General features: G+C 62.7%; 33 protein-coding genes, 1 tRNA gene and 3 pseudogenes. 16 read left to right on the top strand and 21 right to left on the bottom strand.

Translation table 11 applies throughout. The features are described from left to right. Positions 1-185: 185 nt before the first annotated feature. Positions 186-311 (bottom strand): hypothetical protein, encoded by a 126-nt coding sequence (locus NKH57_RS24345; RefSeq protein WP_352947995.1) that lies wholly within the window; start codon positions 309-311, stop codon positions 186-188. Then, the gene (locus tag NKH57_RS24340; protein WP_352947993.1) at positions 280-849 is read right to left on the bottom strand and encodes a hypothetical protein; all 570 of its coding nucleotides are present in this window, start codon (positions 847-849) and stop codon (positions 280-282) included. The genes NKH57_RS24345 and NKH57_RS24340 overlap by 32 nt, the downstream gene beginning before the upstream one ends. A gap of 126 nt (positions 850-975) precedes the next feature. On the opposite strand from NKH57_RS24340, the gene NKH57_RS24335 reads away from it, so the two are divergent. Further along, positions 976-1,347, top strand: coding sequence for a nuclear transport factor 2 family protein (locus NKH57_RS24335; protein ID WP_352947991.1), 372 nt, complete (start codon positions 976-978; stop codon positions 1,345-1,347). A 198-nt stretch (positions 1,348-1,545) separates the two neighbouring features. Here NKH57_RS24335 and NKH57_RS24330 read toward each other — a convergent pair whose 3' ends face one another. After that, positions 1,546-2,934, bottom strand: a complete 1,389-nt coding sequence (locus NKH57_RS24330) for a hypothetical protein (RefSeq protein WP_352947988.1) — start codon at positions 2,932-2,934, stop codon at positions 1,546-1,548. Positions 2,935-3,170: 236 nt separating this feature from the next. Between NKH57_RS24330 and NKH57_RS24325 the strand changes: the two genes are divergently transcribed. Further along, positions 3,171-3,854 (top strand): hypothetical protein, encoded by a 684-nt coding sequence (locus NKH57_RS24325; RefSeq protein WP_352947985.1) that lies wholly within the window; start codon positions 3,171-3,173, stop codon positions 3,852-3,854. A gap of 82 nt (positions 3,855-3,936) precedes the next feature. On the opposite strand, the pseudogene NKH57_RS24320 reads toward NKH57_RS24325, so the two are convergent. The 4 genes and pseudogenes from NKH57_RS24320 to NKH57_RS24305 all read right to left on the bottom strand — a co-directional run. Next, positions 3,937-4,680 (bottom strand): annotated as a pseudogene (locus tag NKH57_RS24320) (phage terminase large subunit family protein); the annotation flags it as partial. 318 nt (positions 4,681-4,998) lie between these two features. Further along, positions 4,999-5,658 (bottom strand): annotated as a pseudogene (locus NKH57_RS24315) (terminase large subunit domain-containing protein); the annotation flags it as partial. Then, complete coding sequence (locus NKH57_RS24310; RefSeq protein ID WP_352947982.1) at positions 5,597-6,007, bottom strand: hypothetical protein; 411 nt, start codon at positions 6,005-6,007, stop codon at positions 5,597-5,599. The gene NKH57_RS24310 and the pseudogene NKH57_RS24315, both read right to left, overlap by 62 nt. Next, positions 6,000-6,413: a hypothetical protein gene (locus NKH57_RS24305; protein ID WP_352947979.1), complete on the bottom strand. Its 414-nt coding sequence runs from the start codon at positions 6,411-6,413 to the stop codon at positions 6,000-6,002. The genes NKH57_RS24310 and NKH57_RS24305 overlap by 8 nt, the downstream gene beginning before the upstream one ends. A 343-nt stretch (positions 6,414-6,756) precedes the next feature. On the opposite strand from NKH57_RS24305, the gene NKH57_RS24300 reads away from it, so the two are divergent. Further along, on the top strand, positions 6,757-7,026 hold the full coding sequence (locus tag NKH57_RS24300) for a hypothetical protein (RefSeq protein ID WP_352728954.1): 270 nt from the start codon (positions 6,757-6,759) through the stop codon (positions 7,024-7,026). Between the two features lie 103 nt (positions 7,027-7,129). Next, positions 7,130-7,435, top strand: coding sequence for a hypothetical protein (locus tag NKH57_RS24295; RefSeq protein ID WP_352728952.1), 306 nt, complete (start codon positions 7,130-7,132; stop codon positions 7,433-7,435). A gap of 9 nt (positions 7,436-7,444) precedes the next feature. Here NKH57_RS24295 and NKH57_RS24290 read toward each other — a convergent pair whose 3' ends face one another. After that, complete coding sequence (locus NKH57_RS24290) at positions 7,445-7,891, bottom strand: DoxX family protein (protein ID WP_352947975.1); 447 nt, start codon at positions 7,889-7,891, stop codon at positions 7,445-7,447. A 256-nt stretch (positions 7,892-8,147) separates the two neighbouring features. Here NKH57_RS24290 and NKH57_RS24285 point away from each other — a divergent pair, with 256 nt between their 5' ends. From NKH57_RS24285 to NKH57_RS24270, 4 genes are all read left to right on the top strand, one after another. Further along, entirely contained in the window at positions 8,148-8,327 is a 180-nt protein-coding gene (locus NKH57_RS24285) for a DUF3606 domain-containing protein (protein WP_023761031.1), read from the top strand. 107 nt (positions 8,328-8,434) lie between these two features. Then, positions 8,435-8,878 carry a GFA family protein gene (locus tag NKH57_RS24280; RefSeq protein ID WP_352947972.1) on the top strand — a complete coding sequence of 148 codons (444 nt, stop codon included), beginning with the start codon at positions 8,435-8,437 and terminating at the stop codon, positions 8,876-8,878. Between the two features lie 147 nt (positions 8,879-9,025). Beyond that, positions 9,026-9,262, top strand: coding sequence for a DUF982 domain-containing protein (locus NKH57_RS24275; RefSeq protein WP_352947970.1), 237 nt, complete (start codon positions 9,026-9,028; stop codon positions 9,260-9,262). 13 nt (positions 9,263-9,275) lie between these two features. Continuing rightward, a complete protein-coding gene (locus NKH57_RS24270) occupies positions 9,276-9,521 on the top strand; it encodes a DUF982 domain-containing protein (RefSeq protein ID WP_352947968.1) in 246 nt (81 codons plus the stop codon). Positions 9,522-9,630: 109 nt separating this feature from the next. On the opposite strand, the gene NKH57_RS24265 is transcribed toward NKH57_RS24270, so the two are convergent. Further along, entirely contained in the window at positions 9,631-9,933 is a 303-nt protein-coding gene (locus tag NKH57_RS24265) for a hypothetical protein (protein ID WP_352947965.1), read from the bottom strand. A gap of 147 nt (positions 9,934-10,080) precedes the next feature. On the opposite strand from NKH57_RS24265, the pseudogene NKH57_RS24260 reads away from it, so the two are divergent. Continuing rightward, positions 10,081-10,987, top strand: a pseudogene (locus tag NKH57_RS24260) (alpha/beta fold hydrolase). A gap of 23 nt (positions 10,988-11,010) precedes the next feature. Here the strand turns inward: NKH57_RS24260 and NKH57_RS24255 are convergent. Next, positions 11,011-12,114, bottom strand: a complete 1,104-nt coding sequence (locus NKH57_RS24255) for a sensor histidine kinase (RefSeq protein ID WP_502907334.1) — start codon at positions 12,112-12,114, stop codon at positions 11,011-11,013. Between the two features lie 284 nt (positions 12,115-12,398). Here NKH57_RS24255 and NKH57_RS24250 point away from each other — a divergent pair, with 284 nt between their 5' ends. Both NKH57_RS24250 and NKH57_RS24245 read left to right on the top strand, forming a co-directional pair. Continuing rightward, positions 12,399-12,692 carry a hypothetical protein gene (locus NKH57_RS24250; protein WP_352947962.1) on the top strand — a complete coding sequence of 98 codons (294 nt, stop codon included), beginning with the start codon at positions 12,399-12,401 and terminating at the stop codon, positions 12,690-12,692. A gap of 80 nt (positions 12,693-12,772) precedes the next feature. After that, a tRNA-Gln gene (locus NKH57_RS24245) sits at positions 12,773-12,846 on the top strand. A 21-nt stretch (positions 12,847-12,867) separates the two neighbouring features. Here NKH57_RS24245 and NKH57_RS24240 read toward each other — a convergent pair. Beyond that, entirely contained in the window at positions 12,868-13,185 is a 318-nt protein-coding gene (locus NKH57_RS24240; RefSeq protein ID WP_352947960.1) for a helix-turn-helix domain-containing protein, read from the bottom strand. Then, the gene (locus tag NKH57_RS24235; protein ID WP_352948010.1) at positions 13,182-13,532 is read right to left on the bottom strand and encodes a type II toxin-antitoxin system RelE/ParE family toxin; all 351 of its coding nucleotides are present in this window, start codon (positions 13,530-13,532) and stop codon (positions 13,182-13,184) included. The genes NKH57_RS24240 and NKH57_RS24235 overlap by 4 nt, the downstream gene beginning before the upstream one ends. A gap of 215 nt (positions 13,533-13,747) precedes the next feature. Between NKH57_RS24235 and NKH57_RS24230 the strand changes: the two genes are divergently transcribed. Beyond that, positions 13,748-13,954, top strand: a complete 207-nt coding sequence (locus tag NKH57_RS24230; RefSeq protein ID WP_352947957.1) for a hypothetical protein — start codon at positions 13,748-13,750, stop codon at positions 13,952-13,954. Positions 13,955-14,023: 69 nt separating this feature from the next. Here NKH57_RS24230 and NKH57_RS24225 read toward each other — a convergent pair whose 3' ends face one another. Then, positions 14,024-14,263, bottom strand: a complete 240-nt coding sequence (locus NKH57_RS24225; protein WP_023761043.1) for a hypothetical protein — start codon at positions 14,261-14,263, stop codon at positions 14,024-14,026. Between the two features lie 270 nt (positions 14,264-14,533). Between NKH57_RS24225 and NKH57_RS24220 the strand changes: the two genes are divergently transcribed. The 3 genes from NKH57_RS24220 to NKH57_RS24210 all read left to right on the top strand — a co-directional run bounded on the left by NKH57_RS24220 (position 14,534) and on the right by NKH57_RS24210 (position 16,282). Next, positions 14,534-14,833 (top strand): hypothetical protein, encoded by a 300-nt coding sequence (locus NKH57_RS24220; RefSeq protein ID WP_352947954.1) that lies wholly within the window; start codon positions 14,534-14,536, stop codon positions 14,831-14,833. A 59-nt stretch (positions 14,834-14,892) separates the two neighbouring features. After that, positions 14,893-15,207 (top strand): DUF982 domain-containing protein, encoded by a 315-nt coding sequence (locus NKH57_RS24215; protein WP_352602014.1) that lies wholly within the window; start codon positions 14,893-14,895, stop codon positions 15,205-15,207. Between the two features lie 73 nt (positions 15,208-15,280). Further along, on the top strand, positions 15,281-16,282 hold the full coding sequence (locus tag NKH57_RS24210) for an aldo/keto reductase (protein ID WP_352602016.1): 1,002 nt from the start codon (positions 15,281-15,283) through the stop codon (positions 16,280-16,282). A gap of 196 nt (positions 16,283-16,478) precedes the next feature. On the opposite strand, the gene NKH57_RS24205 is transcribed toward NKH57_RS24210, so the two are convergent. Next, positions 16,479-16,913: a hypothetical protein gene (locus tag NKH57_RS24205; protein WP_023761047.1), complete on the bottom strand. Its 435-nt coding sequence runs from the start codon at positions 16,911-16,913 to the stop codon at positions 16,479-16,481. A gap of 350 nt (positions 16,914-17,263) precedes the next feature. Between NKH57_RS24205 and NKH57_RS24200 the strand changes: the two genes are divergently transcribed. Beyond that, on the top strand, positions 17,264-17,455 hold the full coding sequence (locus tag NKH57_RS24200; protein WP_502907333.1) for a hypothetical protein: 192 nt from the start codon (positions 17,264-17,266) through the stop codon (positions 17,453-17,455). Between the two features lie 78 nt (positions 17,456-17,533). Here the strand turns inward: NKH57_RS24200 and NKH57_RS24195 are convergent, their stop codons facing one another. The 7 genes from NKH57_RS24195 to NKH57_RS24165 all read right to left on the bottom strand — a co-directional run bounded on the left by NKH57_RS24195 (position 17,534) and on the right by NKH57_RS24165 (position 22,772). Then, on the bottom strand, positions 17,534-18,298 hold the full coding sequence (locus NKH57_RS24195) for a slipin family protein (protein ID WP_352947949.1): 765 nt from the start codon (positions 18,296-18,298) through the stop codon (positions 17,534-17,536). Then, complete coding sequence (locus NKH57_RS24190) at positions 18,295-19,668, bottom strand: NfeD family protein (protein WP_352947946.1); 1,374 nt, start codon at positions 19,666-19,668, stop codon at positions 18,295-18,297. Before NKH57_RS24190 ends, NKH57_RS24195 begins: the two co-directional genes overlap by 4 nt. Positions 19,669-19,841: 173 nt before the next feature. Then, on the bottom strand, positions 19,842-20,201 hold the full coding sequence (locus NKH57_RS24185) for an SPW repeat protein (RefSeq protein WP_023761050.1): 360 nt from the start codon (positions 20,199-20,201) through the stop codon (positions 19,842-19,844). Between the two features lie 124 nt (positions 20,202-20,325). Beyond that, positions 20,326-21,399 carry a D-alanine--D-alanine ligase family protein gene (locus NKH57_RS24180; RefSeq protein ID WP_352947943.1) on the bottom strand — a complete coding sequence of 358 codons (1,074 nt, stop codon included), beginning with the start codon at positions 21,397-21,399 and terminating at the stop codon, positions 20,326-20,328. A gap of 24 nt (positions 21,400-21,423) precedes the next feature. Beyond that, entirely contained in the window at positions 21,424-22,041 is a 618-nt protein-coding gene (locus NKH57_RS24175; protein WP_352947940.1) for a C39 family peptidase, read from the bottom strand. A gap of 135 nt (positions 22,042-22,176) precedes the next feature. After that, positions 22,177-22,335: a hypothetical protein gene (locus NKH57_RS24170; protein WP_023761053.1), complete on the bottom strand. Its 159-nt coding sequence runs from the start codon at positions 22,333-22,335 to the stop codon at positions 22,177-22,179. Between the two features lie 8 nt (positions 22,336-22,343). Beyond that, positions 22,344-22,772 carry a VOC family protein gene (locus tag NKH57_RS24165; protein ID WP_023761054.1) on the bottom strand — a complete coding sequence of 143 codons (429 nt, stop codon included), beginning with the start codon at positions 22,770-22,772 and terminating at the stop codon, positions 22,344-22,346. Positions 22,773-22,861: the final 89 nt, after the last annotated feature.

The following is a 22,861-nucleotide window of genomic DNA, read 5'->3' as shown; positions in this document are numbered from 1 at the left end:
CGCTCAGCCACAAACGACTCAAGGCACGATGGGCCGATCAAAACCTGCTTAGCCTCTTTACTCATATGCGATAGCCCTGCCCTCGAGGGGGAGATTATCCTCGCCGCTTCGCCGACCTGCCTGGCGTCTCCACACCCACCAATCCCACACACGCTTCCTGAAACTGCGCTTCATCGCGGTCATGGTCAGAGCCCCAAAAGCACGCGGCGCTGGCCGGTGAGGCTGCTGGGCGCGAGATCGGTCTTGATCGTGCCGGCGCTGCCGTTGCGCTGTTCGAGCTCAGCCCGCAGCGCAGCTTCCCGCGCTTGCACGTCCTTGTCCTCGGCGGTCGGCACCGGCGGCAGCGGCTTCAGTTCCGGTGGTTTTTGAAACAGGCACATGGTTCCAGCCTTCTCTTGTCCAGTCGTAGAGGAAAAAGTCTTCGCCGTTGCGGCCATATCCAGGCAGCAGGCAGCGTTGCGTGGCGCCCAGCCGTCCCAGCCAGCGCAGCGCCAGTTCATTGGCGGCCAGCGCCCGCGCCTCGACCCGCCAGGCGCCGCGCGCGGATACTTGCGGCCCGAGCACGGCGTGAAAATACTCGGTAATTCCAGGCACGCAGCGCTTCATGCGGCGTGTCCCCCAGCTCCAGGCGATCCACAGCCCGCCGCGCTGCTCGGCGGCGCCAAACCCGGCCTCCGGATTGCCGTCGAGCTCGGCGACATAGGCAAACCCCTGCAACGCCGTCAGCGCCAGCAACGCCGGCGACCAGTGGTCAAGCTGGCAGTCGATCTCGGCCCGATCTTCGGGGCGCAGATTGGCGGCGACGTAGGACAGGTCGCGCAGCGTGCCGGGGATGATGCGGAGGGTCATGATGAGGCCGGGCGATGGGGTTGCATTTACCACTTTCGGTCGAAGTCTCGGCGGTTTGTCCACTTGACCGTTCCCGTCACCAGTGACCTACTTCGGAACGGTGCCGGTTATCCAGGAGACGGGCCAATGGACATTCGAGCGACACTGACGGAGATATGCGAAGCCTTCAACGCGCACGATCTCGATCGCATCATGGCGTCCTTTGCCGACGACTGCGTCCTGGAGATGCCGAGGGGAGCCGAGCCCTGGGGCGCTCGCTTCGAGGGCAGGCGCAGCGTAAGAGACGCGCTGGCGACACGCTTCGAAGGCCTGCCCGATGTCCACTACGGCAAGGCTGAACACTTTGTGGACGAGGCCGCCGACACCGGCATGTCGAAATGGACCCTCACCGGCACCACCCGCGAGGGCGTAAAAAAGGAAGTCCGGGGTTGCGACTTCTATACGTTTCGCGACGGCAAGGTGATTCGCAAGGATTCTTACTGGAAGATTGTGGAGTAGCCGCTGGGACGTCACAGCGAAGGCTATCGCCGCGCGGCTCAATAAGCTGGGTAATGTCCGCGTCGTGATCAGCCGGCCGGCTGATCCTTCGAATGCACGGATTTGAAGGTCGCTTGGACCTTCTTTGCATCAGAAAACGCCGCTGCAATCTTCTTTTTGGTTTTATCTATTGCTGCATTCAGTTCGTGGGAGTTTGGCTCATTCAGCCGATCGGCGAGGTGATCGAGCTTTCGCCGGGCGATTGGGTCTCGGATCTGGCTGCGATTCATGACTGTTCTCCCTACGAGATGATTGGTGCTGAACGCGACTGGCGTACCTTGGGTTCAACTCGGGAACGAAATAATGCTTTCGTTTGACCCAGATAAAGCCGTCCGCCCTGGATATGACAGCCACGTCTATCGGGCCGCCGACGGTTTCCATCCCCCTCGAAACCTTTCTCTTTATCGACGTCAGGTTCACCAATGCCTCGGCCATCGTGGCCAGCTCCGGCTTTGGCATGAATTCCACCATATCTTCAATAGCGGACTTTGACTGCGACCGTATGTCAGCAAAGGTCGAATTTGCAAGTTCGCCCAAAAAGGCGGTCTGCGCCTCCTCTGCCTTAGCGCCCAGCGCCGCCTTATCCTCTTCGCTCATTTCGAGGTTGGCCAAAATGTGCGTACTGATAGATGGCACCGTGTTTATACAGAACTGCATGATGTAGCGCTCGATGCCCTCGTCGAGACCGTAAAGGAAGCGTTCGACCATCTCTTTCTGGGCAAACGGTATGACGCGGGCGCGATCTCCATCGCGATCGATGTCGACAGTGTTCGTTTCGATATATTTCAGGCGGCCGAAAGCCATGCCGTCAATTTCGAACGAGGCAAGACTCGGAAAGATGTCCTTCTTCCCGAATCCCGCCACCACGATGCCAGTCTCACCGCCCGACAGCCAATCTTTCAGGACCGCGTTCCTCGCGATACCAACAAGTCGGGCTATCATCGCCTCGGACTCGCCATGGAAATTCGCTGCCACTATCGAAGTCATGGCCGCCATCTCGGCATCGCCAATGGCCGGAGGGCCTTTGGAGCCGTCCGGGCCCAAGAATTTCCCGTCCGGCCGTTTTGCAAGAACGCGCTCGAACAACGCGACCGACTCTTCAAAAACAGCCCGAAGATTTTTCATGAAATCGTCTTGCTGGGCCAGCGGTGGCGCGTTGACCAACTTTTCTAACTTCTCCTGCACCCGTCCCTTAATCCGATCCAGGACCGGCTCGATCATGTTCGATAGAGAAGCCTCAAGAACCTTGTTTGGAGATTTCGCGCCCCACTCACAGAGGAACCGAAGAAGGTCAAACCCCGCGGCTGGAAGCCGATCGAACTCTTGATAGCGCTGCCTGTAGTCTGCAATCAGCATCGGCAGCGGGGCCTGCATGAACTGCATGCCGTGGTAGATCATCACGCCGATCGGCGTGGGCCCGCATAGATCGAATAGCTTGTCAGCCGAGTCATAAATCTTCTGCTCTTCGCTGCCAGCCGAAATGGTGACCGCGCTATCGGTCGCAAGAGCAACCGCCATTTTGTTCAATATAGCGATTTCAGCAGTCATACTCGCCCCTCCGTGCGGGACTAGAGCTGAGTCGCAATGGAAAGGCAAAAACAGGAAATTGCGTTGACGGTGCACTATTCAGCGGTCGGGCACGTAAGATAGCACTGTCCCCGCAATTCAGATCTTCGCAGTAGCAAAAACTGGTCTACAAATCACACTCACCCGTAAGCTGGCGTGCCGGACATGCCCAAGACTGATGACACTACAATTTTCGCATTTCCAGACAGGAAAACCAAATGTCGAAAGAGACGGCAACAGTTCTATTCTACTTTTCGGTGATCCTTCTCGGAGCGGCTATCCTACTGCCGTACAACTTCGATTTCGTAGACATCTGTCCCGCAGCCGACCAGACCGTCACGTGCGTGCAGACTTGGGTCAGCGCGTTGAGCGGGTGGGCGGCGTTCTTAGGCGCTCTGCTAGCCATCCCGTTTCTTGCGGCCCAAGTTCGTGAGGCTAGGCGCCAAACCGAATTCATTGTAGGCGATGCGCTGCCGACCGCATCCATGCATGATCCTAGAGAAACACGCGTAAACAACGCGTTTTCCTCACGCCTTCAGATCGTCAACTGGAATCGACACCCGATTTTGATCAGGTCGATTGCCTTAATTTCTCCACTGACAGTCAACTTATTTCATGTCGAGGTGGAAGATCACGACGCAGGAAGGAAGAATATCCTGCAGCAGGAATACAGACGCGGGCGGATGTTTGTACCGGGTTGGGTGGACAGGAACAAAACCCCAATCATCGCTGAGTTTGACCTGACCTTTGAGACGGGGGACCCGGCTGCCGTTGCAATAGCCGAGAATAATCTCATTCGGGTGCCAATTTTCCTTAAGGTCGACGTCGTTATTGCCGGACCGTCCCACAAATCTTTAACGCTCCTTGTCGATCGACCAGATGCTTTGGTGGTGACCGAATAGTGTCATGCCGCCCAACTTGAGTCGTTTTCAGCCTGGTGCGAAGGCGCTTGCAAACCTATGTCGTTGATTGTCTTTGTTCCCCCTACCGGAACGCCCCCAGCGGATCACTCTGCCCCACCTTCCTCCGCCCTGCCTTAAACTCCGCCGGATCCACCACCGCCTCCCGCAGCATCATCACGCCATAGCGTGTCGCCGCCATCAGATCATCCCGCAGCTTCACAACCTGGCCGTCCTTGCGATGGAAAAGCCTGAACTCCTCGAACCAAGGCAAGAGCGTCGAGAACACCTTGAAGCGGCCTGATTGCATGCGGTCGAGCATTTCCATCAGCCCGGCCTCGACCGACACCGAGCCGTCCGGGAATTGCGCGTGGCGGGTCAGCATGTTCAGCCCGTGCGCGGCATATTGCCGGGCAAGCGCCACGCCCGCACCTTCCAGCGTTTCGCGGCGGCCGTCGCGCGGCCAGGCGAAGGGCAGCCATTCGCCCCACGGCTTCAGCGTCAGCGTCTGCATGGCGGGCGTCTGCTGCGAGGCGCGGGCCGCCTTGGTGACATAGACGACATCGGCCTCCGTATCCCAGGCAAGCTCGACCGCGGCCGACGGATGGTCCCAGCCGAAATCCAGCGCGCCGAGCCTGGGCCAGTAGCGCGGCAGCCGGAACGGCTCGCAGGCGATCAGTTCCTCGGCCACCGGAAAGATGCGGCCGGAGCCCAGCACCGGAATGCCGCGAGCGCGGGCCTCGCGCTCATGCGCCGGATAGGCGGCAACGATCGCCGCGCGTTCCTGGGGCGTGTAGTGCTCGGCTTCGTCGATGGTCATGAAGGTGACGTGACGGGACATTCTTTAGGTTCTCCAACTTACATCGTTCGAAGAGAATCTTTGCACCAGGAACCATCGCGAAATCATTGGAAAGCTTGGGTTCCTCGCCCCCGTGAAACGGGGGAGAGGTGTCGCGGCGAAGCCGTGTCGGAGAGGGGGATGGCGCGGACGAAGCCAGACTAAGCGAACCCTCCCTAGCCAAGCCCGCGCTCTACGAAGGCCCCCTCTCCGACCGCTTCGCAGCCACCTCTCCCCCGCTTTGCGGGGGCGAGGAACCCAAGTTCTGAGGCGTCAATCCTTCCCCATCCCCTCCACCTCACCCGCCGACAAAAACAGCAACACCACGTCGCTCATCCCAAGCAGCGGCGTAAACGTCACGATCGTAATGCCGCCCGTCGCGTTGGTCCGCGTCAGCCCCTCGGAGTAGATATCCAGCGGCGGTTCCTCATCGAACCAGACGCCGTGCAGGGTCTCGCCTTGCCATTTCTCGCGGCCCTTCTCAAAGCTCTTGAACGACAGCACCGATTCACCGGCCTGCACATCGCCGCCGCCGCCCCAGCGCACCACGACGCTGTCGAGCGCACCGGGCGCGCCGCGGCCCATGGCGGTCTGGACGATGGCGTCGGCGGGGATCATGCCGGTGCCCCAGGCCGCTTGCTGCTGCGGCGGGCCGACCAGCACGCGCTGCGGATTGTCGCGCGTGCCTTCGCCGGTGACGCCTGCCGCCCATAGCCGGACGGCTGAGTCGAAAACCTTGCCTTGCCACCACGAGGGGTAGCGGCCGGTCAGGTGCATGGCCCATTCGGCAGCGCCGGCCCTGGTCTTGCCGAGCTGGTTGCCGGCCATGAACAGGCGCTCGCGATTGTGGGCTCCCGCCGCGTGAAACTCGGCCTGGCGTTGATACGGCTGGTAAGCGGCAAGAAGATTAGTGCGGCGCCTGCGGTCCAGTTCCGCAAGCAGCGCCAGATATTCCGTCCTCGCGGACATCACCGAGGTCTTCGAGGAACGGTTTGACGACGCCCTCAAGGGCGCGGATGCGGTTGCGGATCTCGTCATCGCTCAAGCCGTCCAGTTGGTTGATGGTGACATGCAAATCCTTGGGCAGCACCGAAAGCACGATCTTCAGATACTGGTCCGGCTTGTCGGCGCGCACCTCGGCGATGACGCCGGCGCCATGGGTGCGGAAATCGGCGCGCACGGCAGCCAGGAAGTCGTCGCCCAGCGTCTTTTTCGCGCGCTTGGGGCGCGGCTTGACAGACGCTGGCGTGGCGGCGGGTTTGCGCCTTGCCGGCTTTGCCTTGGCGCGCGTGGGCTTGGCAGCGGGTTTGTCAGTCATGGACGTGGCCGTCCGTGGCATTGGTGGCATCGGCGGCAGAAACCATCGTGCCGGCCTTCGGCGGCGCTGGCCTGCTGGCCCGCTTCTTCGAGCGGATGGATTTCTTCCTAGCCCTCTTCCTGGCTCCTTGGGCGCGCTTCGGCTTTGCCGCCTGGGCGGGCTTTACCACACCGGCCCGGGCCTTGAGCCGCGCCATGACGAGACCGACAAGCTGTCCGGCGATGCCTGCCTGCGGGAAACAAAAGCCACCGGCCGCATCCCGCACCATGCCGATCAGCACGCCGGGCGCGACCGGTTCGACACGGCCCAGACGGGGCTGCGGCGCCGCCCGTTCGAACTCGCCGATGGCGCTGACGATTTCCCGGCCGTCATCGCCGGCGATGATGGTGGCATAGCGTGTGGACATTGGATTTCTCGCAAGATGCCGCGCTCTGTATCGCGCGCCCTCTGTGCCGCCGACATCGACAACACAGGCAGGCTTCCGATCAAAGGCAGCCCAAAAACGCAAAACCCGCCTCGGCGGCGGGTCGGTGGCGCAACTCAGCACCATAGGCAAATATGTAGCATAGCTGCCCTCACCCCGTCAACAGAATTCTGAGAAAAAATTCCTATATCGGTCGAAGCCGCTACCCGACCGGCGCCAGCAATTCCCGTTTTCACCGGCCGGCTGGCCATGAGCCAGCGGGTGTGGAATCATTAGACGACGCTCATGGAATGATTCCCGTCGCACGGCCTAATGGGAGAGGACGATGGACAGACCAGCCATGGCATCCGTGTTCAGGATGCGGCATGCACCGGCCACGGTTTCCGGCGTGCGCAGCACTGGCCAGGGCCAGGCCGATCCGGTCATCCGCGTGCGTTCGCTTGGCGAGGCGATCCGCTTCGTCGCCCACGCCTACCCCCAATACGACATCAGCGCCGTCGCCATCAGCTGCGGCGATCCTTCCATCGCGCGCCTCGGCGGCCTGGAGGTGAAGGCGCTGTGGCGTGAGTATGGCGAGCGCCTGACGCAGGAATAGGCCGTTTGGCTCCGGCTTGCTGGTCATTCCGGCGGGCAATCCGCCGCGTCCGGAGCGAAAACGGCGCTCGCGCGTTTCGATCGTAGTCACAGGAGCAATCGCCATGAATGTCGCCAATCTGCAACTTGAGGGCCTGCTGATGGCCGTCGCATCGATCAACCGACTCCTGGTTCAAAAGGGGGTGCTGACGGCAGAGGAAATAGACCTCGCCTTGCGCAAGGCCGAGGCCTGCGAAACCAGCCAGGAGCGATCCGAAGCCATTTCCGCGTCCAGCCGCGACGCCATCAACTTTCCACTCCGGCTGCTGGAACTCGCCAATCAGTGCCAGCCGGAGGTCGACATGCCCTCCTTTTCGAAGCTGGCCCGCATGGTCGGCAAGATAAAGGAACCCTACAACGACCAGCTGTGATCCCTCGCCTCAAGCCCTGCCCGACCATCCCAGGTCGAGCGAAAGCACCTTGCCCGGCCCATGTACGGCGGCAAACAGCAGTCCGGCCAGGAACGAAAAATGGTCGACGAAGAAGCCGAACTCGGCCTGGTTTCCGGCCCAGTGGCTGGGTCCGTGGAAGGCAAGGCCGAGGAACAGCACATAGGCGGCGGCGATCAGGGCCGCCTGCGAGAAGAAGGCACCGGTCAGGAAACACAGCACCAGGGCGACTTCCAGGATCGCCGCGCACCAGGCCAGGAACAGTGGAAACGGAAAGCCGGCCGCGGCGATGTAGCCGGCGGTCGCTTCCATGCCCATGAACTTGAAGCTTACGGCCATCAGGAAGACGCCAGCGAAGATCAGGCGGGCGATGAGAAGCGCCGTGGTCTGCCACGGCGACTGTGTGATGATTTGCGACTGTGTGATTTGCGACGGCATGGTCGTTCTCCAGGTTTGCAATGGGTTCCGACCCAAGGACGCGCGACCGACGCCCGGTCCGACACCCCCGGAGCAGATTTTTGTCTGGAAACCCGCTTTATCCGGAGTGCCTCCTTGAATCCATGACCGTGCCGGAACCACCCAGGCTTATTGTCGTGGTTGCGGAACCCGCGGCGCCGATCTGTGTTATGTCCTGTTAATCGCGGGATCGTGCGCCGACGGCTGCATGTTCCCGACAACAGAAAGCGAGACCGACATGGCTGACGACAAGTCGAAGACCAAACAGGACCGCAAGCTGGTCTCGAGCGACGAGACCTACGAGGTCGCTGCCTTTGCCCGAAAATACGGTATTCCGCCAAGCGAGGCGCAGACCATCATCAAGCGCTACGGGCCATCGCGCAAGAAGCTCGACGCCCATATGGCGGCGCGCGGCTAGAGCCTGGCGCGACGACCGGGGTGGGGATCGTCTTTGATGGATGAGCCATGGAACCTGTCCCGCCCGGCCGGCAGCCCCGCAGGCTGACAAGGATGGAGGCCACGACCATGTCCGATACCATACGCAGGACCGGCAGTTGCCTGTGCGGTGGCGTGCAGTTCTCGGTCAGCGGACCGCCGCTTCGCGTTGGCCTTTGCCATTGCAAGGATTGCCGTAAGGCCGGCGGCTCGGCCTATTCCGCCTTTGCCGTCTGGCCGCGCGAAGCCTTCGAGACCACCGGCCTCATCAGCTCCTACGGCACGCGCAGCTTTTGCCCGACCTGCGGCGGCCGCGTTGCCTGGGTCGACGACACCGAGGCCGAGGTGGCGCTCGGCAGCCTCGACGTCGCGCCGACCGATCTCGCGCCCGAATATGAATTGTGGACCTCGAGGCGCGAAACCTGGCTGCATGCCTTGCCCGGCACCGAACAGTTCGAGCATGACCGGCCGACGGCGCACGCCGCCGAGGTGCCGGCGCCAAGATCGCTGTCGGACGTTGATGCGGGCGAGTGAAATTTAATCTTTCGCGAGGGGAACCCTGCCCTTTCGCCGACGTTATCCGGCGCCTCGTTTTTTGTGCATGTCGTTGTCCCAAACCGCTGCGCAGTCTCGGGTCAAGCCCGCGGGATGCGTTTGGCATCAGTTCATGGAGACGACCCGTTGAACGACAAGATGTTTCCCCGACCCATCCGGATGAAATTCGCCCCCGAGGATGAGCGCATCGTTCGCAGCGCCTGGGAAGGCCTGGAATGTCTCGGCGACTGGCCGGCTGGCCAGGGCCAGCGCTACAGGGCGGCCCTGCGCAGCTGTCGCGACGCGCTGGACGGCTGGACGCCGCCGGAAAAGGCGATGCGGGCGATGATCGACGCCGCGCGCGAAGCAAAACTCCTCCAGTGACGGGGATCAAGACATGGCCGACTTGATGCTGCCCACGCCGATGCGGATCAAGGCACATGGCTCGGACACGATCCGCGACGTCACCACGGTCAGGGATGCCAGCGAAATTCTGATCGACTGGCCGCAGGCCAAGCGTGGTCCGTTTTATCAGGCGGCGCGCGAACAGGTCGAGGCAGCGATGGACGACAAGGCAAGTGCTGCCCAGGCGCAGGAAGCGTTCGCTGCGCTCTGCAGCCACGCCGGCGTGATTGTGCGGTAAGAATGTGTTGGGGCCGATGGACCCACGGAAAGGGTCGCCTTGTACGACCGGGCGAGAGGTCTCGAACCCCAGACGAGGTTGCGCCGCCCGACGATGACAGGCCCTGCCTCTATTGCTTCGGCGGCTGGGGCGGCACTTCGCCAGGCTTGATCACCGGCGTCTTGCCTTCGTCGGGCGCCGGCGCGGCCATTCCTTGATCACCTGTGGGGGGCGGTTTCAGCACACCGCCGCAATCGCTGAGTTTCTCCGTCAGATTGCCGCTGTCGGGCTGCTGTTTTGCACCTTGCTCCGGCTGCGCACGGCATTTGTCGGCCTGCGGCACTGTGCTGTCGTTCTGCTGGTCGGTCTGGGCAGCCGCCGGCGCCGCCAGCGCCAGCATCAGGCCGCATGATATGATGGCGAGAATTCTCATCCCGGGCCTCCTTTCCTGTGACGGCCGCCCGCGGCGACCTTCCCTTCACAGGGACAACGCCTGTCGAGGAAAAAGGTTGGCCGCTTCCGCCCGGGTTGCGTTGCAACCAAACCCGATCGCCGGCCGTTGCGCGTGCCGGAGGCGACCATGTTCGATGACTTTCAAAGTACGGAAATCGACACCGGCGACGCCGTCATCTTCTCGCTGCGTGCCGGCAGCGGGCCGCCGCTGCTGTTGCTGCACGGCTTTCCGCAAACGCATCTGATGTGGCGCGACATTGCGCCCATGCTGGCCAGCCGGTTCAGCGTCGTCTGTGCCGATCTGCGCGGCTATGGCCGCAGTTCCTGTCCGGCGTCGGCTGCGGATCACGCGCCCTATGCCAAGCGCGCCATGGCCGCCGACATGGTGGCGCTGATGGCAAGGCTCGGTTTCTCAAGCTTCATGGTCGCCGGCCATGATCGCGGCGGCCGTGTCGCCTACCGGATGGCGCTCGATCATCCGGACCGCATCGACCGGCTTGCCGTGCTCGACATCGTGGCCACGGCCGATGCCTGGGATCGGGCCGACGACAGGCTGGCGCTGGGCTACTGGCCATGGTCGTTGCTGGCGCAGCCCGAGCCGTTGCCGGAAAAGATCCTGGCAGGTGCCGCCGAGGCGATCGTCGACAATGCACTCAGCGGCTGGGGCTCATCGCCTTCGGTGTTTCCACCCGAGGTGCGGCGGGCCTACATCGATGCCTTGCGCGCGCCTTCCCACATCCATGCCATCTGCGAGGAATATCGGGCAGCGGCCACGCTCGACCGCGAGCATGACCGGTCGGATAAGGCCACCGGCCGGCGCATCCGCTGCCCGCTGCTGGCGCTGTGGAGCGGCCAGGGCGCACTCGCGGACTGGTATGCCGGTGAAGGCGGGCCGCTGGCGCTGTGGCGCGGCTGGGCCGATGACGTGCGCGCCGGGCGATGCCGGGTGGACATTTCTTTCCCGAGGAGAACCGGCACAGACCGCCGAGGCGCTGGCCGGCTTCTTCGGTGAAGCCGATTCGGACAGATCGTAGCGGGTGAAATGGCTGAATAGACCTCAAGGGCGGAAAGACGGCTCGCTGTCGGCAGCAGCGATTTCGGCGCCGAGTTGCGGAACGATGATCGATTCCAGCGGCGCCGTCAGCGACCAGCTGAGATGGCCCGGGCTCCGCTTCAGGACCGCCGAGCCGTTCAGCGACTGCGGAGCGACCCGTTGCAGCACGACGGTGCCGAAGCCCTTGCGCGTGCTTTCGTCCCGCCGCTCCCCTTGCTTCGGCATCGTCTCGTCCCAGGCGAGATGGATTTCCCGGTTTCCCGAAACACCATTGGCGATCTGCCAGGTGATCTCCAGCCGTCCGGCATCGCACGCCAGCGCGCCATATTTGGAAGAGTTGGTGCCGAGCTCATGAAAGGCCATGCCGAGATTTTGCACGGCGTTCGGCTGCAGGGTCAAAAGCGGTCCGGAGAGCGATACCTGTTCCTCGCGGCCGAATGGCTTGAGCTGCTCCTGGACGAGGTCGAAAAGGCTGGCACCCGCCCAATCCGAGTTCACCAGCAGGTCGTGCGACCGCGACAGCGCCATGATGCGGGAGCGGATCAGCTCTTCGAATTCGCGCGGATCGGTCGAGCGTTTGCTCGTCTCCCTGATCATCGAGAGGATCACCGCGAACTGGTTCTTGACGCGATGGTTCACCTCTCGCAGCAAATGCCGGATTCTGCGCTCGCTCTCCCTGGTCGCGGTGATGTCGCGGGCGATCTTCGAAGCACCGATGATCTCGCCTGTAATATTCCTGATTGGCGAGATGGTGAGCGACACGGCAATGAAGCTACCGTCCTTGCGTTGCCGGATCGTCTCATAGCTGGCCACCCGTTCGCCGTTGCGAACCCGGCCGATGATGTCGGCCTCCTCATCCCTGAGATGATCGGGAACGAGCATCAGCATCGACCGGCCGACAGCCTCCTCGGCAGCGTAGCCGAACATGCGCTGCGCCGCCCCGTTCCAACTGGTGATGATACTGTTCAGATCCTTGCTGATGATGGCATCGAAGGAGGAATCGACGATGGCAGCCAGCCGTGCGTCGGCGCTGACATTGGTCGACGCCGCAAGGCTCGCCATTTCCATCAATGTCCCATCCCCTCCTTGCGCAGCTTTCTCGCCCATTGGACAGGTTCCACCAGCGCCAGCAATGCGCGGCGGTCCGATTTGGTTGCAATCGCCGCGCAAGATTCTGTTTCCGTCAGCGGATTGGCGGCGGTCTCCAACGACCCCGCCAAGACAAAGGAGCTGTGCTCGACGCCGGCCGCGGCCGTCCATCCCCGTCCACGACGCACCGTTTGGTTGCGCCGCAAGGACGCGGCCAGTTGGCTGTTGCGGAACTTCGGGCCGAAATGCGAGTTTCGCCTGGTACATCAGTTCACGTGACACGTCAGCTTGAGGGAACCGCCATGCCGATGCGCCAAATTGCCTTGATGACGGCAGCGATCCTGCTCGCCGCGACCGGCCTCGCCGAGGCCCGGCCGGATACCCGCACGATGAGTTGCGATCAGCTCCAGCTACTGATCCAGAGCCACCGAGCCGTGGTGCTGACCACCGGCCCCGACACCTATGACCGCTATGTCAGGCAGTTCGGCAACGAATGCGACTGGCCCGAGGTGCCGATGTCAGCCTATGTCCCGACCCGTGACGGCGGCTGCCCGGTCTACCGCTGTGAGGAGCCTGTCAACAATTTCCCGAACTGATGCCAACCACGCGCCTTTGCCGCAGCACTGCGTTGATCCCGGCGCGCGAACCGGCTACGGGTGTTAGGGCAATTGCATCTTCCCGCTTCGTCTAATGGTAGGACAGCGCCCTTTGAAGGCGTGAATCGTGGTTCGAGCCCATGAGCGGGAACCAGCAATTGATTTCAACAGATGGCTAGCCGGCAAGCCGCGCCTCGGTCTCCTCGGCGCCAAGTGCCTGCTCCACGGCCTCGGGGTTCTTCTTGATCACAGTGAGATAGGCGCGCACCGCGCTGTCGGGCGCTGACCTGCCCTGCTCCCAATCGCGCAAACGAGCAAGGCCGAAGCCGAACCGGGCTGCGAAGGCCTCTTGATTGAGTTGGAGGACTTTGCGGATTGCGCGGACATCGACCCGCTCCGGCACATGGATCACGGCCCCGTCGGTATCACCCTCAGCGAACGCGATGGCGTCGTCGAGACCGGCCCTGATCTTGTTGAACGCACTCTTGCTCATTTCGCTTTTCCCTTCTTTCCGTAGGTGTCGATCAAGATCTTCGTCAGTTTTGCGAGGTCATTGCACTCGGCCTTCGACAAATTGTCCTTCTCGCCCTTGCCGAACACGGTCAGGAGGAACACTGGAATATCCTCACCACCGAACACGGTCACGATTCGATAGCCGCCGCTCTTGCCATGCCCACGACCGGCAACACGGAATTTCCGACAGCCGCCTGTGCCCTTCATCACCTTGCCGAACCGAGGCTCGTCTCCGAGAAGTTCGACAACCTCTGTCCGCTCCTCCTCGGACATGCCGGCGGCGTGGCCGGCGGTAAGGTATGCTGGCGTTTCGACGACTGTGTGCATGGCCAATACTACGGAATTTCCGTAAAAAGGCAAGTCAAACTACGGACGTCCCGTAGTTTTCCCTTCGGATTTCGTGCTTGCGCGCGAGAGGCACAGTGGTCAATGTGCTCATTGCCAACATGCCGTCGCGGCAGGAACCGCCAAGAAACCTCTCCCTGAAACCATTTCGCAGACCCTGCGTTGACGACCGCACCGTCAGACACAGGAGATATCCCATGCCCGTCAGCTGCCGCATATCGATCGATAACCGACCTGAGGCCACCGATGCAATTTTCCAGGCGGTTCCACGGATCGGGGAAAGCGTTTCGCTGTCGATCGATGGAAATACACAGGATCTGCGGGTGTCGCGCGTCGTGCATGTGACCAACGGCACGCTGGAAGGTGCAACGATCGTCGTCGAAGTGACGACCAACATTCTATAGAGGCGACAGCCAGTCCGTGCCGGCATATCAGCCAGCGCGCGTTGCTGGTCGCGATCAGCGCGGCTGCAGTTAATCCTTGCCGCCTTCGGCAATGCCGTCGCCGGCGGTGGGCAGGATTCCAAAATCCCGCGACTTCAACCCGTGCTCCGCGGTCAGGAATCCATCCGAAGTCAAGCCGCGCCGCAGCAGTTCCCTAACCGCGGCCGAGCGGCTCGGCATGCGTTTGTCGTAGCGCCAGTTCTCCAGCGCGGCCAACTCATCGGACGTCAGCATGATTTGCAACCGTTCGGGACGTTCCAGTTCAGCCATGGCGTTTCCTCGCTCAGGACCTAGAATGTGTCGAATTAGTATTTACCTCACTCGACTGATAATTAGGATAGCACTCATAGTGCGTCAAGAGCCGGTGGTGGGTGAACGGCACATTGCGCACATAATGAGGTATAGACGCCGACTGGGCATTCGTATAATTATGCTAACTGATTGATTTTCAACGTAATTTCGTAGATTTTCCTTGCCGCTAGTCGGCGCCCGGCGCATACTCCCAGCAACAGAAAACCGATCCCCCTCGGGAGGTTTCGAATGCGGTATGATTATTCGACGCGCCTGCGCGATGACGTCACGTCAGCGGTTCTGGTGGCGTTTGAGAAGAACGGCATCATCAACATCACGGCGGTGGCGGAACGGGTGAGGGTCCGGAATCTGGCCGAGAACGTCGCCCTTGAGGACATTGAACATCTGGTCCTGCAGGCGGCGCAACTCGTTGGCGTGGCAGTCGAATTCGACTGCGTGGCCGGCCTGTTCGTGGATAGAGTCGCTGACGAGGATAGCGAGCCCGCGAGTTCTCCGCTCGATCTGCCCCGCCCAACTTCGATCCAATAGGATAATTTCCGGAACGGTCTTCCGCCCGGAGGCGCATGTTTCGGAAAACTCACGCCAGAGTGATTGGCACCGACGAAACCTTGGGCTGCCAAATGCGTTTATGGCTTCAGCCCAGTCGAGGTTTCCCAATGCAAACTGCATGGTTTTCCAAACCGGTGGCGGTGTCGGTCGGAGTCGCCGGTTCCATCTACTATCTGTCCAATACGCAGCAAGCCATTGAATTGCTCACGACACATTGGCGTGACCCCGGCAGCCCAAAACATCAAACGGCGTTGCGCGCCTGCCGCCGGGCGACGAGCGGCGATGTTGCCCCCGATATCGCCAGGACGGCGCTTGTCGAGGCCGCACGTGAAGCCCACATCCTTGTCGAGTAGGCCGCGTCGATTAGATCGGCCAAAGTTGGTGCGGCTGCTATAGTCGCGGCATCCCCCTCTTGGAGACCCCACCATGACCCTGAAGACACGCAAGCTCGGCAGCCAGGGGCTGCAAGTCTCGGCCATCGGCCTCGGCTGCATGGGCATGAGCCAGTCCTACGGTCCGGCCGATGAGTCCGAATCCATCGCCACGCTGCACCGCGCCATCGAACTCGGCTGCACTTTCCTCGACACCGCCGAGGTCTATGGCCCTTACACCAACGAGGCGCTTCTCGGCCGGGCTTTGAAGGGAAAGCGCGACCAGGTGACGATCGCCACCAAATTCGGTTTCCGCATCGAAAACGGCAAGCAGGTCGGAACCGATAGCCGGCCCGGGCACATCCGCGAGGCCGTGGAAGCCTCGCTCGGCCGGCTCGCCACTGACCATATCGACCTCATCTACCAGCACCGCGTCGACCCGGCAGTACCGATGGAGGATGTCGCGGGCGCCGTCGGCGAACTTGTCGCCGAGGGAAAGGTGCGCTTCTTCGGCCTGTCGGAGGCGGGTGCGGCCAACATCCGCCGGGCGCATGCCGTGCATCCGGTGTCGGCTGTGCAGAGCGAATACTCGCTGTGGGAGCGCAATCTCGAGCCGGAGATCATCCCGCTGCTCGGGCAACTCGGAATCGGCCTTGTGCCCTTTTCGCCGCTCGGCCGCGGTTTTCTCACCGGCGAGGTCAAGCGCGCGGAGGATTATGCCGAGGGCGACTACCGCCGCAACGACCCGCGCTACCAGGGGCAAAACTACGACGCCAATGTCGAGGCGGCGGCCAAAGTGCGCGACGTCGCGACTGCCCGGGGCGTCAAGCCCGGCCAGATCGCGTTGGCCTGGCTGCTGCAGAAGGGCAGCGGTTTTGGCATCGACATCGTGCCCATCCCCGGCACCAAGCGGATCAGATATCTGGAGGAGAACGTCGCCGCCGCATCGCTGAAACTCAACGCCTCCGAAATGGCCGCGCTCGACGACGCCCTGGCGCCCGGAAAAATCGCTGGCCCACGCTACACCGAGCGGGGCATGGCGATGGTCGATCGGTAGAGCGGCGGCGCCGTAGCCTTCCGATATTCGACGCAAAGCATTGGCCGGCATCATGTTCGGCGGACGACTGCGTCAAGCGGCGCCATCCAGCACAATCGACGGGAGGCAGAGGCCCGCTTCCGCCTCATCGTTCTTCAAGCAGTCGTTCAGCCCGGCTCCACATCGTGCGCGATGTTCGCCAGCCGGGCATCGGCCTTCAGTGCATAAACGCTCCTCGCAGCCACGCGAAGAAACCGGATCTTCCAGACATTGCCGCGCGGACACGGGATGCGGCCCATCGTGCCGTCATCGTGGCGCCTACATGGCAATGGCAGACGATCCCGTGGAGCTGCCAATCGGTCAGCTCGAAGAAGCGCTTGGCCTCACCGTAGGTATCTTCCTTCAAGCCCAGCGCGCGAAACACCGGATCTTCGAAAGCAATCGTGATCGGTGATCCTGCGGAACGCATTCTTTCGCGCGTCTCCACGGATTGGTGCTCGGTCCCCGTCAGCGCCCCTAGGACCCTGTTGGGATTTTGCTCCAGAAGCTGCGCCCAGCGTTCGAGGCGTTCGCCTCGGGTCGCGAGAAGATGGGTTGCCTCGGCGTGGACGTCGGCAACGGCATTCAGTTGGTCAACGGTTTGATGCTTCACGGACGCCTCCTATTCAGCGGCTGAATTCGGTTCAGCCTTGAATGGAATTATGGCGCCCGGTGACGTCGGCAAGACCCGGAGATGCGCGGTACGGCGATTCATTTTGGGTGGCGTGGCTCCTTTCCGCGACACGGCTCGCGAGCCCGCGTCCCGGTCGCAATCGAAACCGCGGCGGAACCAATCCGCAAGCCCGACCGTTCTGCCCGCATCAGCCCTGATCGAGACGCTGTCAAGGACGCGCGAGACTAAGATCGCTCGATGACTTTCTGACTGAGGACACCTGGATGTCGGTTCGTCGACTTCCCGCCGGATGTCGACCAACCACCAAGCGCCCACGCAGGAGTTACTTCATGGCCATTCTGCCTAACCCCAACCCAACGCCTATTCCAACACCCACGCCGCCGCCGGTTCCCGAACCGAAGCCCATGCGCGAGCCGGATCCGGACGGTCTTCCGGATGAAGAGCCGGTCCCCAATCCGGATGAAAACGACCGGCCGCCCAAGCACACGCGTCATGGGTCGGACCTGTGGCAATCGTCGTGATCATCACGCGGGTATCCGGCATCTTGCCGCACGCGGTTCACCATCCGGCGGCAGTGCGCCGTCGGGAGCGGGGCCGGTTCACTTGGCGCTGTCCGGCTTTTTGTTGAAGATCGTGAGCAGGTCCACCGGCAGCGGGAACACAACCGTCGACGAGCGCTCGCCGGCAATGTCGTGCAACGCCTCGAAATAGCGCAACTGCATGGCCTGTGGCTCGGCAGCCAACATCTTGCCGGCCTCGACCAGCTTTGCCGCCGCCTGCTGCTCGCCATCGGCATTAATCACCTTGGCGCGCCGCAGCCTTTCGGCCTCGGCCTGCTTGGCGATGGCGCGGATCATGCTCTCGTTGAGGTCGACATGCTTGATCTCGACGTTGGAGACCTTGATGCCCCAGGCGTCGGTCCGCTGGTCCAGGATCTCCTGGATGTCGCTGTTCAGCTTGTCGCGCTCGGCCAGCATCTCATCGAGTTCGTGCTTGCCGAGCACCGAGCGCAATGTGGTTTGCGCAAGCTGGTTGGTAGCGGTCATGAAGTCCTCGACCTGGATGATTGCCCGCTCGGCATCGACGATGCGGAAATAGAGCACGGCGTTGACCTTGACCGAGACGTTGTCGCGCGAGATCACGTCCTGTGGCGGCACGTCCTGCACCACCACGCGCAGGTCGACCCGCACCATCTGCTGGACGAAGGGAACGAGGAGGATCAGGCCAGGCCCCTTCACCCCGGTGAAGCGGCCGAGCGTGAAGACCACGCCGCGCTCATATTCCCGCAGGATGCGAATGGCCGCGGAGAGGAACATCAGCACGAGAAGGGCGAGTATCAGATAGGCCACGTAACCGATGATCATTGCCTTGCTCCATTGTTCCTGCGCCGGACCGTCAGCATGAGACCGCTGACATCGGCCACCTCGACGCTGTCGCCAGGGGCGAGCGGTTCGTCGCCTTTCGCCCGCCAGCGCTCGCCCTGGGCCAACACATGGCCCTCGCTTCCCGACCAGTCGAGGATCTTGGCCGGCAGTCCGTGCATGGCCTGCGCGCCGACACGCGGCAGGCGCTTGCGTGCCGCCCACAGATAGCTGCCGGCCAGCAGCGCCAGGCCAAGCGTCAGCGCGGCGGCGGTGCCAATGACCGCCCATGACATCTCGAAGCCGGGACCCTCGACTTTGAGCAGCATGGCCGCGCCGAGCAGGAAGGCGGCCACGCCGCCAAGCCCAAGCACCACCGTCGGATTGAAGGCCTCGATGACGAGGAAGGCGATGCCAAGCAGCATCAGGGCAAGGCCGGCATAGCTGATCGGCAACAGGTTGAGCGCATAAAGCCCGAGCAGAAGGCAGATGGTGCCGATCACGCCGGGTGCCACCGCGCCGGGGCTGGTGAACTCGAAGACGAGGCCGTAGAAGCCGGCCAGCATCAGGATGACGGCGATGTTGGGATCGGTGATGACGGCGAGAAGCCGGATCAGCCAGCCGGGCTCCAGCGTCTCGACCGGGAGGTCCTTGGTCGCCAACACCCGTTTCTTGCCGGCTGCCTCGACCATGCGGCCGTCGGCAAGCTGCAGCAGTTCGGCCGTGTCGTGGGCGACGAGGTCGACGACATGTGCCTGAAGTGCCGCGTCGGCGGAGAGGCTGGCCGCCTCGCGCACGGCCTTTTCCCCCCAGTCGGCATTACGCCCGCGCAGTTCGGCCAGCGAACGGATCAAGGCGACCGCGTCGTTCGTCACCTTGCTCATCATCGCGTCGCCCGCCGGCGCCCCGGTGGCGTTCTTCTGGTCGCCCTTATCCTGGTCGCCGCCACCGGGCAGAGACGGCAGCCCGCCAAGTTCGACCGGTGTGGCGGCGCCCAGATTGGTGCCGGGCGCCATCGCCGCGACATGGGTCGCATAGAGGATATAGGTTCCGGCACTTGCCGCATGCGCGCCAGCCGGCGCGACATAGCCGATGACGGGAACGGGCGAGGCAAGGATATCGGCGATCATCTCGCGCATCGAGGTGACCAGCCCGCCTGGTGTGTCGATCTCGAGGATGAGAACCTCGGCGTGCCGCTCCGCGGCCTCGGCCAATGCCTCCTTGAGCTGCCTCGCGCTCGCCGGACCGATGGCGCCGTCCATCTCGACGCGCAACGCCAGCTTCTGCGTCGCCTCTCCGGTTGCGGAAGAGGGACTGGCGACCGCGGCGGCCATGAGGGCCGCGGCAAGAACCGCCATCCGCGCGAGGTTCACGCTCTAAACTCCCTGGGCAGGATACCGGACCCGATCCCACCGAACTCCCTGGCGCGGTCGCAGGATTGCAAGCCGACAACCCGGCTCCGCGGGCCGGACGGCAAAAGCATGGGGCGCATTTTCAAATCCGGAGGAGCCCGCCGCTCGCGCGCCGGACCCCCACCCTTTACCGGTCACGCATGCGCGTGCGGATGACGGAAGTCCCAGACGGCCCAACCTGATACGGCAACCACCAGCACGCCGAGAACGACGTGGGTGGCCATCGCGTGGCTGTTCGCCATGAAGCCGAGCAGCCAGGGCGAAACGATCAGCCAGACCCCGAGAACGACACTAACCCATTCCTCCCACTCGGCGAACGCGGCAAGCGCCGCCAACGCCATGACGCCCAGCACGACGCCAACAATCCAGGCGTTCCATGCGGGAGCGGTCGCAGCAGCGAAGCCGATTATCCAAGGTGAGATGAACAGGCAGATGGCAAGGACCAGATTGAGCCAGTCCTGGCCCTTCTTTCCTTCCATGAGCGTAATAGCCATGACAACCTCCACAGATGAAGCTTGACCAAAGCGTAAAATTCGCGTGCAAATGCACGCTTAGTTATTGATGTAACTACGCTTCACATGGCCTTCAAGGCCCTGCGCCAATCCACTCCCGAACGGATCAACGCGCCGCATGCCTTGCCAGTGCGTGCTCGATCAGCACGTCGATGGTCTGGCTGTAGCCGATGCCTGATGCCGCCAGCGCCTTGGCATACATGGAGATGTCGGTGAAGCCTGGAATGGTGTTGACCTCGTTGACCAGCAGGCTGCCGTCCGCGCGCAGGAACAAGTCGACGCGCGCCATCGCCTCGCAGCCGAGCGCCTGAAAGGCCTGTCGCGCCATCTCCCTCGCTCTTTCGGCGACCGCGGCCGGGACATCGGTGGGCACCTTGACCACCGCGCCGTCGGCATCGAGATATTTGGCTTCATAGGTGTAGAAGCCATGCTTGCCGGCAGGAATGATCTCGCCGGGCAGCGACACCGTCAGCGTGCCGTCGGCCCGCTCCAGCACCGAGAACTCGATCTCGCGGCCTTCGACGAACTCCTCCGCCAAAACCTTGCTGTCATGCCGGAAAGCCGCCTCGACGGCCGTGGTGAAGCCGGAGCTGTCGATCGCTTTGCTGACCCCGAAGGACGAGCCCTGGCGCGCCGGCTTGACGAACACCGGCAGGCCGAGCTTCGCCGAGACATCCTCGAAGGTCACGTGCTCACCCCGCCGCAAGGTCAGCGAGCGGGCAACGGCCAGTCCCGCCTCGCGCATCAGCCGCTTGGCGACATCCTTGTCCATGGCCGCGGCCGAGGCGAGGATGCCGCAGCCGACATAGGCGACATCGGCGACTTCGGAATAACCCTGTACCGAGCCGTCCTCGCCGAATGGCCCGTGCAGTACGGGGAACACAACGTCGACCGGGGCCAGGTCAGATTGGATTCCATCACGCGACACCGCGACCAGCCTGCCCTTGCCGCCGGGCAGCAGGGCGACCTCGATGCCGTCCTCGGATGCCGGCGCCCCTGCCCCGTCGCCGGCAGCCAACTGTTGCAGCAGCCAACTGCCGCTGCGGGAAATGGCGATCGGCACGATGTCGTAGCGCATCCGGTCGATCGCCTTCAGCACATTGGCCGCCGACAGGCGCGATACGTCATGCTCGGCCGAACGCCCGCCATAGAGGATGGCAACCCTTGTCTTAGCGGTCATGGACGTTCCTCAATTCTCAAACGATCAAATTTCGACTGAAATGTCGCGATTGGCGAAAAAGCGGTCGAACTCGGCTGGCGCCAACACTGCGTTTGCCTGTGTGGCGCTGGTATGGCCGGACGGATTGTGGAAGCGGAAACCCTTGGCGGAAGCCGCCGTGACCAGCACCAGATGGCCGCCCTTCGACGGCGGCTCGCGCTCCGGCCAGCGGATCCAACTGCTGACCGACGCGATGAAGAAGCGAGACCGCTCGAGAATTGCCGGCATTTCCGCTGTCGCGACATTGGTCATCACTTCGGCCCGCAGGCCGAAGACCTCCTGCACGAAGCTGACGAAGGGCGCGTAGATCAGCCCCTTGATCGACCTCTCGGTGACGACATAGCCGCCATATCCGGTGCACCGCCTGGCAAGCTCGATCGTCGGCACGATCTCGCCGCGGCTTGCCAGGATCATCTTCAGGCAGGCCATGCCGCAGATATTGGCGGCCCAGACCGCGTATTCGTCAAGCGTTTCCGCTCCCGACCCCTGCCACAGGGGATCGCGCCTAAGCGCGATTTCGGCGCCCTCAGCGAGTACGTCCAGGGTCATGTCGGGCGTTTCCCACTGGCTGAAAAACGGCACGGTTTCAGGCAGTGGACTCATGCGGTCTCCCCGGGCGGTTCGGCCCATGTCGTCTACGAGGATACGAGATGGATGAATAGCTCCAACGTCGTCATCCCCGGGCGAAGCGAACGCAAGCGACCCGTCAAAACGTGCAGAGGTAGTGAGCGGCGCCGCTTACTCGGTCTTCGCCCAGCCGAAAACCAGCCAGGCGTATTTCGATTTTTCGTCCGGTTCGGCGGTGTAAGTCATCTGCATGTCGCCGTCCTTGGCCGCCGGCCCAGCACCAATCGGGTGAGAAACCGAAGCGCCGTAGGACCGGCTGAATATCAGCACGCTTTTAGCTAGAAGGTTATCTTCACCGAAGCGGCACTGCGCGTGTGCGGGCCGTGGTGGACGGCCTCGATGTTGTTGCCGTCCGGGTCAAGCAGGAAGGCGGCGTAATAGCCGGGATGATAGGGCCGCTCACCCGGCGCGCCATTGTCCTTGCCGCCGCCGGCGAGCCCGGCCTTGTAGAAGGCCTCGACCATGGCATGATCCTTTGCCTGGAAGGCAAGATGATGGCGGCCGGTGAGTTTGCCCAACGCCGCCGGGCTGTCGGCGCTCGAGATGAACAACTCGTCGGCCCAGAAATAACCGTCGCCAACACCACCGATCGGGATGTCGAGCACCTGCAGGACAGCTTCGTAGAAACGCCGGCTGGCTGGGAGATCCCTGACCACCAGTTGGATATGGTCGATGAGCCGGCCGCGATGCAATTCCTGGGTTTCCATGCAAATTCCTCCTCGCAGGGCACGAATCTAGGTTCGGACGGCGCCGCGTCAACGCGGATGCAAATCCGGCCGATCGTCCCGACCCATCC

Origin of the sequence: Mesorhizobium sp. M1050 (genome assembly GCF_040318715.1) — a bacterium.
Taxonomy (GTDB): domain Bacteria; phylum Pseudomonadota; class Alphaproteobacteria; order Rhizobiales; family Rhizobiaceae; genus Mesorhizobium.
Note: the sequence above shows the minus strand (reverse complement) of the source record. Positions and strands in the feature narration are given on the sequence as shown.